The sequence below is a fragment of the Pseudomonas sp. NPDC088890 genome (assembly GCF_044900155.1).
Lineage (GTDB): Bacteria > Pseudomonadota > Gammaproteobacteria > Pseudomonadales > Pseudomonadaceae > Aquipseudomonas > Aquipseudomonas urmiensis.
On record NZ_JBJDNG010000015.1, the window covers coordinates 59,235 to 76,497 of the forward strand.

Annotated in this window: 11 protein-coding genes; 3 read left to right on the plus strand and 8 right to left on the minus strand. The window is 63.2% G+C overall.

The window, feature by feature from the left end:
- Window positions 1-81: 81 nt before the first annotated feature.
- Window positions 82-687, plus strand: coding sequence for a toluene tolerance protein (locus ACI2JX_RS23070; RefSeq protein WP_186555638.1), 606 nt, complete (start codon window positions 82-84; stop codon window positions 685-687).
- Here the strand turns inward: ACI2JX_RS23070 and ACI2JX_RS23075 are convergent.
- The 8 genes from ACI2JX_RS23075 to putP all read right to left on the minus strand — a co-directional run bounded on the left by ACI2JX_RS23075 (window position 676) and on the right by putP (window position 10,768).
- On the minus strand, window positions 676-1,779 hold the full coding sequence (locus tag ACI2JX_RS23075; RefSeq protein ID WP_404691056.1) for a glycosyltransferase: 1,104 nt from the start codon (window positions 1,777-1,779) through the stop codon (window positions 676-678). The two genes, ACI2JX_RS23070 and ACI2JX_RS23075, sit on opposite strands and share 12 nt — an antisense overlap.
- A gap of 118 nt (window positions 1,780-1,897) precedes the next feature.
- Window positions 1,898-2,854 carry a glycosyltransferase gene (locus ACI2JX_RS23080; RefSeq protein WP_368971320.1) on the minus strand — a complete coding sequence of 319 codons (957 nt, stop codon included), beginning with the start codon at window positions 2,852-2,854 and terminating at the stop codon, window positions 1,898-1,900.
- Window positions 2,855-2,903: 49 nt separating this feature from the next.
- Complete coding sequence (locus tag ACI2JX_RS23085; RefSeq protein ID WP_404691057.1) at window positions 2,904-4,307, minus strand: PIG-L deacetylase family protein; 1,404 nt, start codon at window positions 4,305-4,307, stop codon at window positions 2,904-2,906.
- Window positions 4,304-5,200: an antimicrobial resistance protein Mig-14 gene (locus ACI2JX_RS23090; protein WP_404691058.1), complete on the minus strand. Its 897-nt coding sequence runs from the start codon at window positions 5,198-5,200 to the stop codon at window positions 4,304-4,306. The genes ACI2JX_RS23085 and ACI2JX_RS23090 overlap by 4 nt, the downstream gene beginning before the upstream one ends.
- Window positions 5,200-6,330, minus strand: a complete 1,131-nt coding sequence (locus ACI2JX_RS23095) for a glycosyltransferase (RefSeq protein WP_404691059.1) — start codon at window positions 6,328-6,330, stop codon at window positions 5,200-5,202. The genes ACI2JX_RS23090 and ACI2JX_RS23095 overlap by 1 nt, the downstream gene beginning before the upstream one ends.
- Window positions 6,314-8,071, minus strand: coding sequence for a carbamoyltransferase (locus ACI2JX_RS23100; protein WP_186555644.1), 1,758 nt, complete (start codon window positions 8,069-8,071; stop codon window positions 6,314-6,316). Before ACI2JX_RS23100 ends, ACI2JX_RS23095 begins: the two co-directional genes overlap by 17 nt.
- A 187-nt stretch (window positions 8,072-8,258) precedes the next feature.
- Window positions 8,259-9,095 (minus strand): 23S rRNA (adenine(2030)-N(6))-methyltransferase RlmJ, encoded by an 837-nt coding sequence (locus ACI2JX_RS23105; RefSeq protein ID WP_404691060.1) that lies wholly within the window; start codon window positions 9,093-9,095, stop codon window positions 8,259-8,261.
- A 197-nt stretch (window positions 9,096-9,292) separates the two neighbouring features.
- Window positions 9,293-10,768: a sodium/proline symporter PutP gene (putP, locus tag ACI2JX_RS23110; protein WP_264236721.1), complete on the minus strand. Its 1,476-nt coding sequence runs from the start codon at window positions 10,766-10,768 to the stop codon at window positions 9,293-9,295.
- Window positions 10,769-11,124: 356 nt separating this feature from the next.
- Here putP and putA point away from each other — a divergent pair, with 356 nt between their 5' ends.
- Both putA and ACI2JX_RS23120 read left to right on the plus strand, forming a co-directional pair.
- On the plus strand, window positions 11,125-15,078 hold the full coding sequence (putA, locus tag ACI2JX_RS23115) for a trifunctional transcriptional regulator/proline dehydrogenase/L-glutamate gamma-semialdehyde dehydrogenase (RefSeq protein ID WP_404691061.1): 3,954 nt from the start codon (window positions 11,125-11,127) through the stop codon (window positions 15,076-15,078).
- Window positions 15,079-15,433: 355 nt separating this feature from the next.
- Complete coding sequence (locus ACI2JX_RS23120) at window positions 15,434-17,236, plus strand: acyl-CoA dehydrogenase (protein ID WP_404691062.1); 1,803 nt, start codon at window positions 15,434-15,436, stop codon at window positions 17,234-17,236.
- The last annotated feature ends 27 nt before the right edge of the window (window positions 17,237-17,263 follow it).

The following is a 17,263-nucleotide window of genomic DNA, read 5'->3' on the forward strand; positions in this document are numbered from 1 at the left end:
GCAACACCATCATGGTACTGCTGCCTGTTTTTCGGCATTATGGCCGGTCATTTTTGCTTGCCAGACGACAAGGCCCTATCCATGCAATGCTCCCGGCTCTCCCAGGTCGACTTCGATCAGCTGACACTTGGCGCCCAGGTGCTTGAGGCAGATAGCCACGGCGCCAAAGTCTACCTGCTTGAGGATGGAAATATCCTCAAGGTTTTTCGTCGCAAGCGATTGATTTCATCTGCGCTGCTGCGGCCGTACTCGCAACGCTTCGTCGACAATGCCGCGCGCCTGGCGCAATTGGGCATCCCCACCCTCGAAGTGATCAGCCAGCACAAGCTCGAGCTGCCAGGGCGCACCGCCGTGCTCTACCGCCCGCTGCCAGGGCGCACCTTGCTGCAGTTGTCACGCGAAGCGGGCTTCAGCTGGGACAGCTACCTGCCGAGGCTGGTCGAGCTGATTCGCCAGTTGCACCGCTCGGGGATCTACTTCCGCTCGCTGCACCTGGGCAATGTGGTTGAAACGCCTGACCAGCAACTTGGCCTGATCGATGTGGCCGACATGCGTTTTCTGCGCGCCCCGCTGTCATCACGCATGGTTCGGCGCAATGTGCAGCACATGGCGCGTTACATCGAACGGGAAAACCTGGCCAGCCGCTTCCCTCTCGCCGAGCTTGAGGCGGCCCTGCTACCGGGCTGAGCCCAAGCCACGCAGCAGCTCGGCCGAGCCTTGCTGGAAAGCCTGCCAGGCCTGCTCCGGCGCCAATGCCTGGCGCTGGCGCAGCGCCACCTCAGCAGCATCGAGCTGTGCACAGCGGGCGATTGCCTGGGCCCAGGCCTGGGTATCCCCGACCGGCAGGTAACACCCCCCCTCAGCCAACTGCTCGCGAAACACCGCAAGGTCGCTGCACACCACCGGCACATCGGCCATCACCGCTTCCTGCACCACCAGGCCCAAGCCCTCGGCGCGCGAGGGCACCAGCAGCCAGTCAAAGGCGCGATACAGCTGATGCAGGCTTTCCCGGTGGCCACACAGCCAAACATTGGCTGACAGCCCCAGCGCCGCGATTTGTGCCTGAAGGCTGGCCCGCAGCGGCCCCTCGCCCAGTATCGCCAGATGCAGATCGGGCTGGTCGGCATGGGCCTTGGCGAACGCCTCGAGCAGTACCTCGAAGCCTTTGCTGGCTACCAGGCGGCCCACCGCGCCGAAAATCTGCCCGTGTTGTGGCAAGCCCAGGGCCTGGCGGGCCTGATCCTGGGTCAGCAAGCTGGCAGAGAATGCCGCAGGATCCAGGGCCATGCGCAACGTCCGCACAGGGCGGCCAAGATCCTGCTCAAGCGACTGGGCCAAGGTCTGCGATACCGCCGCAATATCCAGCCGATCGAGCGGGACACTCAGCAACAGCTGAACATCGGCGCGGCTCAGGCGAGTTTCGCCATGAAACAGGATCGCCGCCCGCACGCCCGGCAATTGCTGCAGCAGCGGCAGCACCAGTCGGGCGACCCCGACCCCATCGAGCAACAGCACATCGGCCTGGGCAGCCAGCAATGCTCGGCGCAGCCGCCGGCGCAAAAAAGGTACCAGCAAGCGCCAGGCATGACGGCCCTTGAGCGCGCGCTGCGGCATGTTCCACTGGCGCGTGCTACCAATACCGCAGCTCAGTTCGCCGCCAAGCAGCAACCAGTTACTGATATGCGCGTGCGCCCCAGCCTGGCTCAGCACCTGATGGTGAACCTTGTGGATCGACATGTAGGGCGAGCCGCCGGCCCACATCATGTTGACGATATTCATGCGCATGACTCCGCGCGTGCGAGAAAGCCTGCCGTTACAGCGGAATCAATAAACAAAAACAGTGTTTCCCATTTCAAACACATCTTGAGGCGCGACCAGTGAACAACCCACTGCCGACTCAGAACCCCAGGCTCAAGCGCAGTCGCTGCCAGGCCGACACAGGTGCGCGCGGACGCAGCGGCGGGCGCATATGCTCGACGATATCTCGTCCAACTTGGGCGAAACTGAAGCGTGAAACGGCCAGTTCACGTCCGTTCACGGCAATTTTCCCGGCAAGCGCCGGATCGGCACGCAGCACCTTGAGCTTTTCCTGCAACGTCGGGATGCTGTCGTACAGCACCACGTTGTGCATGTCCTGCAAGCCTAGAGCACGGTTCTCGGCTTCGCCTTGATCGAAGGCGAACAACACGCAACCACAGGCCATCGCCTCGAAATTCTTGATCATGTATTCGCCCATGCCGACATCGGCACTGACGAAGAAACGAATACGGTTGAGCGTGTTGCAGTAGTCCTCGCCCGAATTGGTCCGAGTGACCACCAGGTTCTCGACCTGGCCCAATTGGTCGAGCAGCGCCTTGCGGCCACTGTAGGCGACACTTTTGGTGCTGCCAACGAAGGCCAACTCGATATCGCGCGCTCGCCCTTGGTCAACCAGCAACTGCTCGTCATAGCCCTTGGGCACGAACACCGCATCGAAGCCCTCCTGACGCAGACGCTCGCTGACCATGAAGCCCGAACTAATCACCCGCGCCCACGGCAGCTTGCGATAGTGCTCGCTGAATTTGCCGGTGTACTTGCAGGGGATGTAGTTCTGGTAGGCGTCGTGCTCAAGAATGACCAGGTTGGGCACTGTGCGAATGAAAGCGGCCTGGCGGATCTCCTGCTTGAAGCGCAGGAAAAAGACGATGCGGTCGTAACGCTCGACATCCACTTCGCGCTTGAAGTAGCGGCGCAGGTTGCGCTGATCATCGCTGCTCAACCAACGCAGGTCGCACTCGCAGTTGGCGGCAACGCCATCGTAGAGGCGGTCAAGGATCGCCCGCTGTTCCTTCTGCACCAGAAATAGGACTTTCATTGCGTTCCTTGGGCTCACTACGCCATCACGATCAATCATAGGTCAGGGTCTACAGTTCTCGGCGCCAGAACAGCTCATGACGGCGCACCGCCTTGCGGAAAAACTCGTTCTCGCCATAGGGCGATGGCTGGCGCCCGGCCAGATAGCGCTGGAGCAACCGACGCAGGCGGCGCTTGAACGGCGCGGGCGGCTGCAGGTCATGCATCATGCCCAGGGCCATCGCCTTGTCGCGCTGGGTAGGCAGATCAAGCGGCAGGCTACATGGCGCCCACGCCTGTTCAGCGCTCAACTGCGGCGGCAAGGCCACGCCATCGCCGCTGTCGCCCATCGGCCAGCGGTCGTTGTCATGCAGGTGGTTGGCGTAGCACAGCAACGTGCTGGGCTGCCAAGCTATGCCCTGCAACGCCTCGAGTACCGCGGCCTGGGCGCAGAGGTGATCGGGATGGGGGTCGAGGGTTGGATGCGGCATTACCAGGATTTCTGGCTTGGCCATTTCCAGCAGCGCCCGCAGGTCAGCCAACAGATTGTTCCAAGTCGGCTCGCCGTCGGCGTCGGCCGGCAGCGGGAAAGGGTTGAAGCAGCGGAAGGGGCGGATGTCGGCCATGTCGGCTTCACGCGAGGCGGCAGGCTGGTCTGGCGCGGCTTGCATGGCCGGCAACTGCAGGCAGAAGTAACCCAACTGCACGCAGCGCGACTCCGGCACCCCAGCCCAACGCGGCACGGCAATGCTGTCCCAAGCACGCAGGCGCCCTTTCAGGCGCGCGGCCTCGGCCTTGGCCAGGCCCATCTGCTGATAATGTTCGGCTTCGATCTCGCCAGCGGTCAGGGTCACCACCCAGGCTTCATCGGCCTGGCTGTAGAGCCCATAAGCGGCCAGCTCGGCATCGTCGGCATGCGGTGCGATGACCATGATGCGGCGACGGCGCAACTCGCTGTGCGCGGTTATCCACAGGCGCGGCGTGCCTAGCAAGCGGCAGTAGCGGCCGCGCAGCCGCAGGCGACCAGCGCTCAAGGCGCCGCCCAGGCCGGTCAGATTGAGAAAACGCAGGCCATCGGCGCCACGTTCGAAGGTTTGCTGATCGACCTGCTCGCCATCGAGCAGCTCGACCCGCGGATCGACGAAGCGACCGAGCCAGCTGCTCTTGACCCGGATTTCCAGGACCAGGGTTTCATCGCCGGCCAATTGCGCATCCGTCGCCAGCAGCCCATCGCTCAGGCTCGCCGAGGCCTCGCGGGTCTGCTCGCCAAAGCGATACTGGTAGTCCTCACCCGGCGAATAGAACAGGTGATCGGCAAACCAGGCTTCATGGGCCGCCCAGATCAACGGCAACAGCAGCAGCGGCAACCACCACCAGCTGACAACGCCCAATACCAGCAACAGCAGCAAACCTGCCAGCAGACCTAGGCGCTTGAGGCGCCGGTGGCGTTTGAGCAACTGCTGCTTGCGGTTCATACCTGATAGACCGGCACAGAGGTGCACCAACGATCCTTGTACTCGCGGTCAGCACGACCGAAAGAGAACCGCAGCGGCTTGTTGCGCGCCCGGGCATCTTCCCAAGCGGCCTGGGTGTTGAGGAAGCTCAGCACGCTACCCGGGCTGAACGCCTTGGTTTCGGGGTCTACCCCACCGTTAACGTATTCGACGCTGATCCACTCGGGCCCCTCGACCCGGTACACCAGCTGGATGGCAATCGGTGCGCCATCGAGCAGCAGCACCGAACCGATCAGCAGCTCGCGCAGCCGCTCCAGCACTTCGGCCATGCGCTCGGCGCCAGTGGCCGGAAAACCCCAGCGACGCTTGAACAGGTCGCAGTACATGGCGGCGATTTCCGTGGCGCTGAAGTCGCTGATCGGCCGCACCACGCCGCCCGCCTCTTCGAGCAGACGCAGCTCGCGGCGCTGGTTGTAGCGAAACTTCTTCGACAAGTCTTCATGGGCGCGGGCCATCGCCAACTGCTCGGCCTGAGCCTTGAGGCCGGTAAAGCGGCCTTGGTTAAGCTCGGACAGGTAGCGCCCCGCATGGCGCAACGGCGCGCCGGCATCAGCGGCCGCCGGCAGGATCAGCTCGGCGTTACCCAGGTCGAATAGGCCTTTCTTGCCATGACGCTTGAGCACGTCCTTGGACAAGGCCAGATGCCGCCCCCAGGTAGGAATCGCCGCTTTGAGCTCACCGCTGTGCTGCCAGCCCAGATAACGCACTGGGATCTGCGCCAGGTCCGCCAGTTGTTCGATCACCAAGGGGTGAGTCGCCACGCTGCCGCCGAAGCGTTGCCAGGCCTCGGCATAAGCCGATGCGTCGATGGCCTGCCAACCGCGTTCACGCAGCGCGCGGATATGATTGAGCATCACGGCTGCACCGCCAACGCCCGAACCTGCGGCAGTTGCCAGAAGGTGTCGCGTACCGCCTGGTCGCTGAAGCGCTCGTGCAGGCGTTGCAGCATGTGCGCGGCACACGCCTGGCGCTGCTCGGCATCCAGCCCGGCCATGTGTTTAAGACCCTGGGCCAACTGCCCGGCATCGCCGAGCGCGAATAACACCCCCACGCCTTCGACCACTTCCCGTGCGCCGCCGCAGGCGGTGGCCAGCAGCGGCACACCAGCGACCATCGCTTCGAGCAGGACCATGCCGAACGGCTCATGGTCGGAGCTCAGGGCAAACACGTCGAATGCCTGGAAGTAGCGCCGAGCGTCCGGCACCTGTCCCAGAAAATCGACCTGAGCGGCAATGCCAAGCTCGGCGGCCAAGGCCTTGAGCTGGTCTTCCAGGCGCCCGGTGCCGAGCACCGCCAGGCGTGCGCCAGCGGGCAGCTCCGGTAGCGCCTGGGCGAAGCCTTTGAGCAGGGTCGCTTGGTCCTTGTCCGGGTGCAGGCGACCGACGTTAGCGACAATCCACGCCTGCGGGTCCAGCCCAAGCGCACTGCGCGCTGCCTCCCGAGCGACCAGGCTGGCGCGCAAAGCTTCGACATCGATGCGATTGTACAGGGTCTGGATCCGCTCGGCCGGCCAGTTCGGCAGGCAGCGGCGCATGTCATCGCGCACTGCATCGGAAACCCCGAGCAGGCTCAGGCGCTTACTGAACAGATTGGCGAACAGTCGGCGGCCTTTGCGCTGGTAGTCGCCGAACGCGTGGTGCACGCCGATAACCGGCAATTTGGTGCCGAGCAAGGCGACGTAGATCGGCTTGAAGCGATGGGCGATGCAGAAACTGAAGTTGCGCTCGGCGGCAATTTTGCGCAAAGCAGCAATGGCGCCCAGCTTCAGGCCGCGAACGGCCTTGGAGCTGAACTCCAAAAATAGCACCTCATCCGACGCACAGCCGGCCGCCACCTGCGGGTCGGCCTTGCCGGTGAGGAACACCGTGGTCACTTGATAACCGCTGCCCTGGAACAGGCTGGCGTACTGACGGGCACAATCCAGGAAAGGCCCGTCATAGCCATGGCAGAACTGCAGGACGCGCGGTTCAGAGCGGCTGGTCATAAGGCGCGGCGCCATCCTTGACGACCAGAATGTCTTCCATGATCAGGTACTGCAGGTCCGAGCCGAAGAACATGTTCAGGGCATCGGTCGGCGAGCAGATCATCGGCTCGCCACGACGATTGAGCGACGTGTTGAGCGACACGCCGTTACCGGTCAGGTCTTCAAGCGCCTTCATCATGTCGTAGTAGCGTGGGTTGTACTCGCGCTTGAGCACCTGGGCACGCGAGGTGCCGTCTTCGTGGACCACTTCTGGCACACGGGTTTTCCACTCTTCAGCCACTTCGAAGGTGAAGGTCATGAACGGCGCCGGGTGATCGACCTTGATCATCTGCGGCGCGACGGTGTCGAGCATCGACGGGCAGAAAGGCCTCCAGCGCTCGCGGAACTTGATCTGGTGGTTGATGCGGTCGGCCACGCCTTCCACGCTCGGACAGCCGATGATCGAACGACCACCCAGCGCCCGCGGACCAAACTCCATACGCCCCTGGAACCAGGCCACCGGGTTGCCGTCGACCATGATCTTGGCGATTTGCTGCGGCATGTTGTCGAGCTTGCGCCATTTCGGCTGGCTCGGGTGACGGGCACAGGCAGCGATCACGTCCTCGTTGGAGTACGCAGGGCCGAGGTAGACGTGTTCCATCTTCTCGACCGGCACACCACGGGCATGCGACACGTAGGCAGCAGCGCCCACGGCAGTACCGGCGTCACCGGAGGCCGGCTGGACGAACAGCTCCTTGACGTCGGAACGGGCGATGATCTTCTGGTTGAGCTTGACGTTCAGGGCGCAGCCGCCCGCGAAGGCCAGCTTGCCGGTTTCCTTGAGGGTGTCGCCCAGATAATGGTCGATCATCTGCAGGGCGAGCTTTTCGAACAGCGCCTGCATGCTGGCCGCGTAGTGGATGTACGGCTCGTCGGCGATATCGCCTTCGCGCTTGGGCCCCAGCCACTCGATCAGTTTCGGCGAGAAGTAAAAGCCTTTGCCCTTCTCTTTATAGCGGCGCAGGCCGATGACGTTGGCGTACTCGGTGTTGATCACCAGTTCGCCGTTTTCGAAGCTGGCCAGGCGCGAGAAGTCGTACTTGCTGGCATCGCCGTACGGTGCCATGCCCATGACCTTGAACTCGCCATCGAGCATTTCGAAACCGAGGAACTCAGTGATCGCACCGTACAGGCCGCCCAGCGAGTCTGGATCGAAGAACTCCTTGATCTTGTGGATCTTGCCGTTCTCGCCATAGCCAAAGAAGGTGGTGGCGTACTCACCCTTGCCGTCGATGCCGAGGATCGCGGTTTTTTCCTTGAAGCCCGAGCAGTGGTAGGCACTGGAGGCGTGAGCCAGGTGGTGCTCGACCGGCTCGATCTTGATCTTCTTCGGATCGAAGCCCAGTTGCTCCAGGCACCAGACGATCTTCTTGCGGTAGCGCTTGTAGCGACGGTTGCCCATCAGGATCGCGTCGAGGGCGCGGTCCGGGGCGTACCAGTAGCGCTTGGCGTAGTGCCAGCGAGCCTTGCCGAACAGGCTGATCGGGGCGAAGGGAATGGCTACCACATCGACGTCCGACGGCTTGATGCCGGCCTGCTCCAGGCAGAACTTCGCCGATTCGTAGGGCATGCGGTTCTTCGCATGCTTGTCACGCACGAAGCGCTCTTCTTCGGCGGCGGCAATCAGCTTGCCGTCGATGTACAGGGCCGCGGAAGGGTCATGGCTAAGGGCGCCGGACAGGCCAAGAATCGTCAATGCCAAGGGTCTAGCCTCTTCATTCGGTAGAGATGCGCCATCGGCCTCGTGGGCGGAGGGCGGCTAAAGGGCGGGATTATAACGCAAAGATGGCCCGGCGCGATGGCGTGGGAGCGGGCTTGCCCCGCGATGGTGGTGGATCTGCTGACACCATCGCGGGGCAAGCCCGCTCCCACGGGATATGCAGAGCGCTTTACTCGGCGATCAGCCAGTCCATGCGGAAGCTGCCAGCAGTCTGCGCCAACTCCTTGGCCAACCAAGGCAGCAGCTCGCGCAGCTCTTCTTCCAGGCCCCACGGCGGGTTGGCGATGGCCAGGCCCGAGCCGTTCAAGCCCTGCGGGCTGTCCTGGTGATGCACATAGAGCTCGACCCGCAGCAGTTTCGGCGCGCCGGTGCTGGTCAGGTCCTGATAGAAGCGGGTCAGCGAACGCTGATCCTTGATCGGGTACCAAATGGCCGCGACCGTCTGGCGCATGCGGCCAATCGCCTCTTTCATGGCCACGGTGCAGCGCTTGAGCTCGTCAGCCTGCTCGAACGGCGGGTCGATCAGCATGATCGCGCGCTTTTCCTGCACCGGCAGCAGCGCCCGCGGCACATGCCAGCCTTCGCCCAGGTGAACCGTGACCCGTGGGTCTTTCTTCATGTTCTCTTTGAGCAGCGGACCGTCTTCGGGGTGCTTCTCATTGAGCAACGCGCGATCCTGCTGACGCATCAGCCGGCGAGCCAGTTCTGGCGAGCCTGGGTAGTAGCGCAGCTCGCCATCCTGGTTCAGACGCTTGATGACACGCAGGTAGTCGGCCGTGCTCGCCGGCAGATCATCGCGATTCCACAAGCGCGCGACACCTTCCAGGTATTCACCGGTGCGCGTCGCCTGATCGCCCTGCAAGTCGTACAGGCCGAGACCGGCGTGGGTATCGATGTAGGCGAACGGCTGCTCCTTGCGCGACATCAGGGCGATGAGGCGGGTCAGCACGATGTGTTTGAGGACGTCGGCGTGGTTGCCGGCGTGGAAGGCGTGACGATAGTTCATGGCAACTCCTGCAAGGCCGGCAAGTTTACCTTGTCGCGCCTGAGGAGTCAGGCCTGACGGTGATCAGCGGCTGCCCGCTGCCACCATGTAGCAACTACCAGGGAACGGGCCTGCCCCGCGAGGAGGCCAAACCCGACCCAATAAAAAACCCGCACCTGGAACAGGTGCGGGCCTTTCAGACAGCGATCAAACCCGCATCACTTACCGATATGGTAAGCCTGGTCGGCCTTCTCGAAGCGCGAAACCATGCTGCTCGATGGGCTACCCAGCTTGCTCACCACGAAGATCGCGATGGTCGCGAACAGGAAGCCTGGGATGATCTCGTACAGACCGGTATCCAGCTGTTTCCAGAAGATCACGGTCAGCGCACCGATGACGATACCGGCCAGGGCGCCGTTGCGGGTCATGCCCTTCCACAGAACCGAGATCAGCACCACCGGACCAAACGCTGCACCGAAACCTGCCCAGGCATAAGCCACCAGGCCAAGTACGCGGTTATCCGGGTTGGCAGCCAGGGCAATGGCGATCAGCGCCACAGCCAGCACCATCAGGCGACCGACCCAGACCAGCTCGACCTGCGAAGCATTCTTGCGCAGGAAGGCCTTGTAGAAGTCTTCGGTCAGGGCGCTGGAGCACACCAGCAGCTGGCAGCTCAAGGTACTCATCACCGCCGCCAGGATAGCCGACAGCAGCACACCGGCAACCCATGGGTTGAACAGGATCTTCGCCAGCTCGATGAATACCCGCTCGTGGTTCTCGGTGACCGGACCGGCCAGCTCAGGGTTGGCCGAGAAGTACGCGATACCGAAGAAGCCCACGGCGCAGGTACCGGCCAGGCACAGGATCATCCAGGTCATGGAGATGCGGCGGGCGTTGGCGATCGACTTGACCGAGTCAGCTGCCATGAAGCGCGCCAGGATGTGCGGCTGGCCGAAGTAGCCCAGGCCCCAGCCCATCAGCGAGATGATGCCGATGAAGGTCGCGCCCTTGAACATGTCGAAGTTGGCCGGGTTCTGCGCCTCGATGGCGAGGAAAGTGGTGTCGACGCCGCCGGTGGAGATCAGCACGATGATCGGCGTAAGGATCAGCGCGAAGATCATCAGCGAGGCCTGCACGGTGTCGGTCCAGCTCACCGCCAGGAAGCCACCGACGAAGGTGTAGGCGATGGTTGCCGCAGCACCGGCCCACAGGGCGGTTTCGTACGACATGCCGAAGGTGCTTTCGAACAGGCGTGCGCCGGCCACGATGCCGGAGGCGCAATAGATAGTGAAGAACACCAGGATGACGATCGCCGAGATGATCCGCAGCAGCCCGCTGTTGTCTTCGAAGCGGCTGGCGAAGTAGTCCGGCAGGGTCAGCGCGTCACCGTTGTGCTCGGTCTGCACACGCAGACGGCCAGCGACGAACAGCCAGTTCAGGTAGGCACCGACGGTCAGGCCGATGGCGATCCAGGCCTCGGAAAGGCCCGACATGTAGATGGCGCCCGGCAGGCCCATCAGCAGCCAGCCGCTCATGTCCGAAGCGCCAGCTGAGAGCGCGGTCACCACGCTGCCAAGACTACGTCCACCGAGGATGTAGTCGGAGAGGTTGTTGGTGGAGCGATAGGCCGCGAAGCCGATCAGCACCATTGCCGCGATGTAGATCACGAAAGTGATCGTGATTGGATTGCCCATGGTTGTGCCCTGGCGTTTGTTTTTATCTCTTGCGACCACCTGATAAGGCGGTTGCACCCAGGCGGCGCATCCTATGCAACAACATGAAGCGGGTGCAACCATTTTTCATTTGCAAGTTGCACCCCGTAATGCAATTTCGCCTAAAGCGTGTTTTTTGCTCCTTTTTGGAGCAAACACAGCGTTTTTCAGAAGAAAACGCACCTCGTATGACCATTCTTGCTGTGTAGGATTTGTCGTCAGACGAGTTGCACCTGATCCTACAAAAAATCGGGTTGCACCCGGTTGCACCCGGATTGTCCTACAGCTAATCTTGGCGCCAGCTTAGGCCACGCCCGTGGCAATAATGAGGATAAGAAATGGCGACGACCACCCTTGGGGTCAAACTCGACGACCCTACCCGTGAGCGACTCAAAGCAGCTGCGCAGTCCATCGACCGCACGCCGCATTGGTTGATCAAGCAAGCGATCTTCAATTACCTGGAGAAGCTCGAGGGTGGTGCCACCCTGACCGAACTCAACGGTCATGCCAGCAACCTTTCCGACGACGCCGGCGAAGTTCAGCCCGAGCACAGCCACCAGTGCTTCCTCGAATTTGCCGAAAGCATTCTGCCGCAGTCGGTACTGCGTTCGGCGATCACCGCCGCCTACCGCCGCCCTGAGCAAGAAATGGTGCCAATGCTGCTGGAGCAGGCGCGCCTGTCCAGCGCTCAAGCCGAAGCCACCAACAAACTGGCCTCCGGCATCGCCGAAAAACTGCGTAACCAGAAGAGCGCCAGCGGCCGTGCCGGTATCGTCCAGGGCCTGCTGCAAGAGTTCTCGCTGTCGTCCCAGGAAGGCGTGGCACTGATGTGCCTGGCCGAAGCCCTGCTGCGCATCCCCGACAAGGGCACCCGTGACGCGCTGATCCGCGACAAGATCAGCACCGGCAACTGGCAACCGCACCTGGGCAACAGCCCATCGCTGTTCGTCAACGCCGCGACCTGGGGCCTGCTGCTGACCGGCAAGCTGGTCTCCACCCACAACGAATCCGGCCTGACCTCCTCGCTCACCCGCATCATCGGCAAGAGTGGCGAGCCGATGATCCGCAAGGGCGTCGATATGGCCATGCGCCTGATGGGCGAGCAGTTCGTCACCGGCGAGACCATCGCCGAAGCCCTGGCCAACGCCAGCCGCTTCGAATCGAAAGGCTTCCGTTATTCCTACGACATGCTCGGCGAAGCCGCACTGACCGAGCACGACGCGCAGAAATACCTGGCCTCCTACGAGCAAGCGATCCACTCGATCGGCAAAGCCTCGCACGGACGCGGCATCTATGAAGGTCCGGGCATCTCGATCAAGCTCTCGGCCTTGCACCCGCGCTACAGCCGCGCCCAGTACGAGCGCGTGATGGATGAGCTGTACCCGCGCCTGCTGTCGCTGACCTTGCTGGCCAAGCAATACGACATCGGCCTCAACATCGACGCTGAAGAGGCCGACCGCCTGGAGCTGTCGCTGGACCTGCTCGAACGCCTGTGCTTCGAGCCTTCGCTGGCGGGCTGGAACGGCATCGGCTTCGTCATCCAGGCTTACCAGAAGCGCTGCCCGTATGTGATCGACTCGGTCATCGACCTGGCCAAGCGCAGCCGTCACCGCCTGATGATCCGCCTGGTCAAGGGTGCCTACTGGGACAGCGAGATCAAGCGCGCCCAGGTCGAAGGCCTGGAAGGCTACCCGGTGTACACCCGCAAGGTGTACACCGACGTCTCCTATATCGCCTGCGCCCGTAAGCTGCTGTCGGTACCCGAAGCGATCTACCCGCAGTTCGCCACCCACAACGCCCACACCCTGTCGGCCATCTACCATATCGCCGGGCAGAACTACTACCCGGGCCAGTACGAGTTCCAGTGCCTGCACGGCATGGGCGAGCCGCTGTACGAGCAAGTGGTAGGCAAAGTCTCCGAAGGCAAGCTCAACCGTCCGTGCCGCGTCTACGCCCCAGTCGGTACCCACGAGACGCTGCTGGCCTACCTGGTCCGCCGCCTGCTGGAAAACGGCGCCAACACGTCGTTCGTCAATCGCATCGCCGATCACTCGATCTCGATTCAAGAGCTGGTCGCCGACCCGGTCGCCAGCATCGAGCAGATGGCCACCCAGGAAGGCAGCATCGGCCTGCCACACCCACGCATTCCGCTGCCGCGTGAGCTGTATGGCAGCGAGCGGGCCAACTCGGCCGGCATCGACCTGGCTAACGAACATCGCCTGGCATCGCTGTCCTGCGCCCTGCTGGCGACCGCTCACAACGACTGGAAAGCGGCCCCTCTGCTGGGTTGCGCCAGCAGCCAGGAAGCGGCGGCGCCGGTACTCAACCCGTCCGATCACCGTGACGTGGTTGGCCATGTGCAGGAAGCGACCGTCGCTGATGTCGACAATGCCATCCAGTGCGCACTGAATGCCGCACCGATCTGGCAGGCCACGCCGCCGGCCGAGCGCGCCGCGATCCTTGAGCGCAGCGCCGACCTGATGGAAGCCGAGATCCAGCCGCTGATGGGCCTGCTGGTCCGCGAAGCGGGCAAGACCTACGCCAACGCCATCGCCGAAGTGCGCGAAGCCGTCGACTTCCTGCGCTACTACGCGGTGCAGGCACGCAACGATTTCAGCAACGACGCCCACCGCCCACTGGGCCCTGTGGTGTGCATCAGCCCGTGGAACTTCCCCCTGGCCATCTTCAGCGGCCAAGTCGCCGCGGCCCTGGCCGCAGGCAACCCGGTGCTGGCCAAGCCTGCCGAGCAAACGCCACTGGTCGCCGCCCAGGCCGTGCGCCTGCTGCTCGAAGCCGGCATCCCGGAAGGCGTCCTGCAACTGCTGCCAGGCCGCGGCGAAACCGTCGGTGCCCGCCTGGTCGGTGATGAGCGGGTCAAAGGCGTGATGTTCACCGGCTCCACCGAAGTGGCCCGCCTGCTGCAACGCAACATCGCCGGTCGCCTGGATGCCCAAGGTCGGCCGATCCCGCTGATCGCCGAAACCGGTGGCCAGAACGCGATGATCGTCGACTCCTCGGCGCTGACCGAACAGGTGGTGATCGACGTGGTTTCCTCGGCCTTCGACAGTGCCGGCCAGCGTTGCTCGGCGCTGCGTGTACTGTGCCTGCAGGAAGACTCCGCCGACCGCGTAATTGAAATGCTCAAGGGCGCCATGGCGCAGAGCCGCCAAGGCAACCCAGAGCGCCTGTCCGTGGACATCGGCCCGGTGATCGATGCTGAAGCCAAGGCAGGTATCGAGAAGCACATCCAAGGCATGCGCGAAAAAGGCCGCACCGTTTACCAGGTGGCCATCGCCGATGCCGCCGAGTGCAAGCGCGGCACCTTCGTCATGCCGACCCTGATCGAGCTGGAAAGCTTCGACGAGCTCAAGCGCGAGATCTTCGGCCCGGTGCTGCACGTGGTGCGCTACAACCGCCGCAACCTCGACCAGCTGATCGAGCAGATCAACGCCTCCGGCTACGGCCTGACCCTCGGCGTGCACACCCGCATCGACGAGACCATCGCCAAGGTTGTGGATAACGTCAACGCCGGCAACATGTACGTCAACCGCAACATCGTCGGCGCCGTGGTCGGCGTGCAGCCATTTGGTGGTGAAGGCCTGTCCGGCACCGGTCCGAAAGCGGGCGGCCCGCTGTACCTGTACCGCCTGCTATCGACTCGCCCGGCCGACGCCGTGGCCCGTCACTTCCAGCGTGCCGATGGCGAAGCCAAGGTCGATAGCGTCCTGCGCGATCAACTGATCAAGCCACTGCACGCCCTCAAGGCCTGGGCCGAGAGCAACCAACTGGCTGAGCTATCGAGCCTGTGCGAGCAGTTCGCCGCCCAGTCGCAGAGTGGTATCAGCCGCCTGCTGCCAGGCCCGACCGGCGAGCGCAACAGCTACACCATCCTGCCGCGCGAGCACGTGCTGTGCCTGGCTGACAACGAGGCAGACTTGCTCGCTCAGCTGGCCGCGGTATTGGCCGTGGGTAGCTCGGCGGTGTTCCAGGACGGCGAGCCGGCGAAGAGCCTGCGTGCTCGCCTGCCGAAGGAACTGCAAGCCAAGGTCAAGCTGGTTGCCGATTGGAACAAGGACGAAGTTGCGTTCGATGCAGTCATTCACCATGGCGACTCGGATCAACTGCGCGCAGTGTGCGAGCAAGTAGCCAAGCGCGCCGGTGCGATCGTTGGTGTGCACGGACTGTCCAGCGGCGACCATCAGATTGCCTTGGAGCGCTTGGTGATCGAGCGCGCGGTGAGCGTCAACACCGCTGCGGCGGGTGGTAACGCTAGCTTGATGACCATCGGCTGATAGGGCTGAGGTAAATGAAAAGGAGAGCTTCGGCTCTCCTTTTCATTGGGTATCGGATCTGTCAGGTGCTCGCCTTTGAGCTTCCAGTATTCTTGCGATCACACGCCGCCCGCAGCGCATCGCGGGATAAGCCCGCTCCAGTTTTCGGCCGTTCACAGGCACTGCGCCCAGCACAGATGGTGTAGGCGCGGGCTTGCCCCGCGATGCACCGCGCAGGCGGTGCTCGATCTTAACGGCGCCAGCAAAACCAGCCCCAGCCCGAGCACTTTTCTCACCCTATCACCCTCATCTATTTAGCTACCCCCTCCCCCCCGGCGCCGCCTAGACTGGTTCCAACCCGATTAGGACCACGCCCATGCCCGAGACCCTGCTCAGCTCCCGCAACCTCGCCTTCGAACTCTACGAAGTGCTCGACGCCCAAGCCCTGACCCAGCGTCCGCGCTTCGCCGAGCACAGCCGCGAGACTTTCGATGCAGCGCTGACCACGGCGCGCACCATCGCCGAAAAGTACTTCGCGCCGCACAACCGCAAGGGCGATGAGCACGAGCCGCGTTATGTCGACGGGCGCGCCGAACTGATCCCGGAGGTCAAGCCGGCGGTCGACGCCTTCCTCCAAGCGGGCTTTCTCAATGCCAACCGCGATTTCGAGGTGGGCGGCATGCAGCTGCCGAGCCTGGTCTCGCAGGCCTGCTTCGCACATTTCCAGGCGGCCAACGCTGGCACCACGGCCTACCCATTCCTGACCATGGGTGCGGCCAACCTGATCGAGAGTTTTGGCACAGAACAGCAGAAACGCCTGTTCTTGCAGCCGATGATCGATGGCCGCTACTTCGGCACCATGGCGCTGACCGAGCCGCATGCCGGTTCTTCACTGGCCGATATCCGCACCCGCGCCGAGCCTGCTGCTGACGGCAGCTACCGGATCAAGGGCAACAAGATCTTCATTTCTGGCGGCGACCATGAGCTTTCAGAGAACATCGTGCACATGGTCCTGGCCAAACTGCCGGATGCGCCTGCCGGGGTGAAGGGTATCTCGCTGTTCATCGTGCCCAAGTACCTGGTCAACCAGGACGGCAGCCTCGGGCCGCGCAACGATGTGGCGTTGGCCGGGCTGTTCCACAAGATGGGCTGGCGCGGCACCACCTCCACCGCGCTGAATTTCGGCGACAACGGCGAGTGTGTCGGCTACCTGATCGGCCAGCCGCACCAGGGTCTGGCCTGCATGTTTCAGATGATGAACGAGGCGCGCATAGGGGTCGGCATGGGCGCGGTGATGCTCGGCTATGCCGGCTACCTGTACTCCCTGGAATACGCCCGTCAACGGCCGCAGGGCCGGCTGCCGGACAACAAGGATCCGCACAGCCCGGCGGTGCCGATCATCGCCCACAGCGATGTGAAGCGCATGCTGCTGGCGCAAAAAGCCTATGTCGAAGGCGCCTTCGACCTGGGCCTGTACGCGGCGCGGCTGTTCGACGACACCCACACCGCGCCCAGCGAAGAGGGCCGACGCCAGGCCCAGGAGCTGCTCGACCTGCTGACGCCGATCGTCAAATCCTGGCCGTCGGAGTTTTGTCTCAAAGCCAATGAACTGGCGATCCAGATCCTCGGCGGCCATGGCTATACCCGCGAATATCCGGTGGAGCAGTACTACCGCGACAACCGCCTGAACCCGATCCATGAGGGCACCCATGGCATTCAGTCGCTCGACCTGTTGGGGCGTAAATTGGCGCAGAACGGCGGTGCCGGGCTCAAGCAGTTGATTCGCCTGATCGCCACCACCGGCGAGCGCGCCAGCCACCACCCACGCCTTGACACTCTGCGCGAGCCGCTCGAGCAACTGGTCAACCGGCTGCAGGCCGTCACCCTGGCCCTGCTGGGTGACCTGGCGCAAGGCAAGATCAGTGCCGCGCTGGCCAACTCGGCGCTGTACCTCAAGGCCTTCGGCCATTGCGTGATCGGTTGGCGTTGGCTGGAACAGGCGATCCACGCCGAGATCGGACTGCTCAACGGCCATCAGGCAGACCGTGACTTTTATCTGGGCAAATTGCAGGCCGCGCGTTATTTCCTGACCTGGGAAGTGCCGGGCTGCCATAATGACCTCGCATTGCTCGAGGCCCGCGACGATACTTGCCTGGGCATGCATGAGGGGTGGTTCTAGGGGGAGCCACCGCGCACACGGAGGTTC

What these genes read in the sequence shown, in the direction of transcription:
- ACI2JX_RS23095 (WP_404691059.1), bottom strand. Translation starts at nt 6,330, where the DNA reads ATGACCAGCCGCTCTGAACCGCGCGTCCTGCAGTTCTGCCATGGCTAT.
- ACI2JX_RS23090 (WP_404691058.1), bottom strand. Translation starts at nt 5,200, where the DNA reads ATGCTCAATCATATCCGCGCGCTGCGTGAACGCGGTTGGCAGGCCATC.
- ACI2JX_RS23075 (WP_404691056.1), bottom strand. Translation starts at nt 1,779, where the DNA reads ATGAATATCGTCAACATGATGTGGGCCGGCGGCTCGCCCTACATGTCG.
- ACI2JX_RS23085 (WP_404691057.1), bottom strand. Translation starts at nt 4,307, where the DNA reads ATGAACCGCAAGCAGCAGTTGCTCAAACGCCACCGGCGCCTCAAGCGC.
- ACI2JX_RS23120 (WP_404691062.1), top strand. Translation starts at nt 15,434, where the DNA reads ATGCCCGAGACCCTGCTCAGCTCCCGCAACCTCGCCTTCGAACTCTAC.
- putP (WP_264236721.1), bottom strand. Translation starts at nt 10,768, where the DNA reads ATGGGCAATCCAATCACGATCACTTTCGTGATCTACATCGCGGCAATG.
- putA (WP_404691061.1), top strand. Translation starts at nt 11,125, where the DNA reads ATGGCGACGACCACCCTTGGGGTCAAACTCGACGACCCTACCCGTGAG.
- ACI2JX_RS23070 (WP_186555638.1), top strand. Translation starts at nt 82, where the DNA reads ATGCAATGCTCCCGGCTCTCCCAGGTCGACTTCGATCAGCTGACACTT.
- ACI2JX_RS23105 (WP_404691060.1), bottom strand. Translation starts at nt 9,095, where the DNA reads ATGAACTATCGTCACGCCTTCCACGCCGGCAACCACGCCGACGTCCTC.
- ACI2JX_RS23080 (WP_368971320.1), bottom strand. Translation starts at nt 2,854, where the DNA reads ATGAAAGTCCTATTTCTGGTGCAGAAGGAACAGCGGGCGATCCTTGAC.